General features: G+C 73.3%; 1 protein-coding gene. It reads left to right on the top strand.

The window, feature by feature from the left end:
* Nucleotides 1-116 precede the first annotated feature (116 nt).
* Nucleotides 117-315, top strand: a 199-nt coding sequence (locus tag ADL03_RS06900) for a hypothetical protein (protein ID WP_157528262.1), incomplete at its 3' end; no start/stop codon positions are given.

Here is a 315-nt window from a genome sequence, read left to right as displayed (position 1 = left end):
GTTCCGATGGAGTCCACCGGGAAGGTTGCCCTGGTGGGACCGGGCCTGGTGACGGTACCGGAGGAGGGGGTCGAGCACGTGCGCGAGCAGGTGCGGGTGGCCGACGGCGTGGCGTCGTGGTCGCCGCCGACCGGGAGTGCGCGCTCGACCGGCAGTCGGCCTGGGACACGACCGGCCAGTCGGCCACCGTGGTCACCGGTCTGGCCGCCCCCGGCAGGCTGGCGGTCCTGTTCGCCGGCCAGGGAACCCAGCGGCGGGGCATGGGTTCCGGGCTGTACGAAGCATTTCCGGTCTTCGCGCAGGCCTACGACGAGG

The sequence above is a fragment of the Nocardia sp. NRRL S-836 genome (assembly GCF_001279525.1).
Lineage (GTDB): Bacteria > Actinomycetota > Actinomycetes > Mycobacteriales > Pseudonocardiaceae > Lentzea.
The sequence above is the reverse complement of the archived record's forward strand: the minus strand, read 5'-3'. Positions and strand labels throughout refer to the sequence as shown.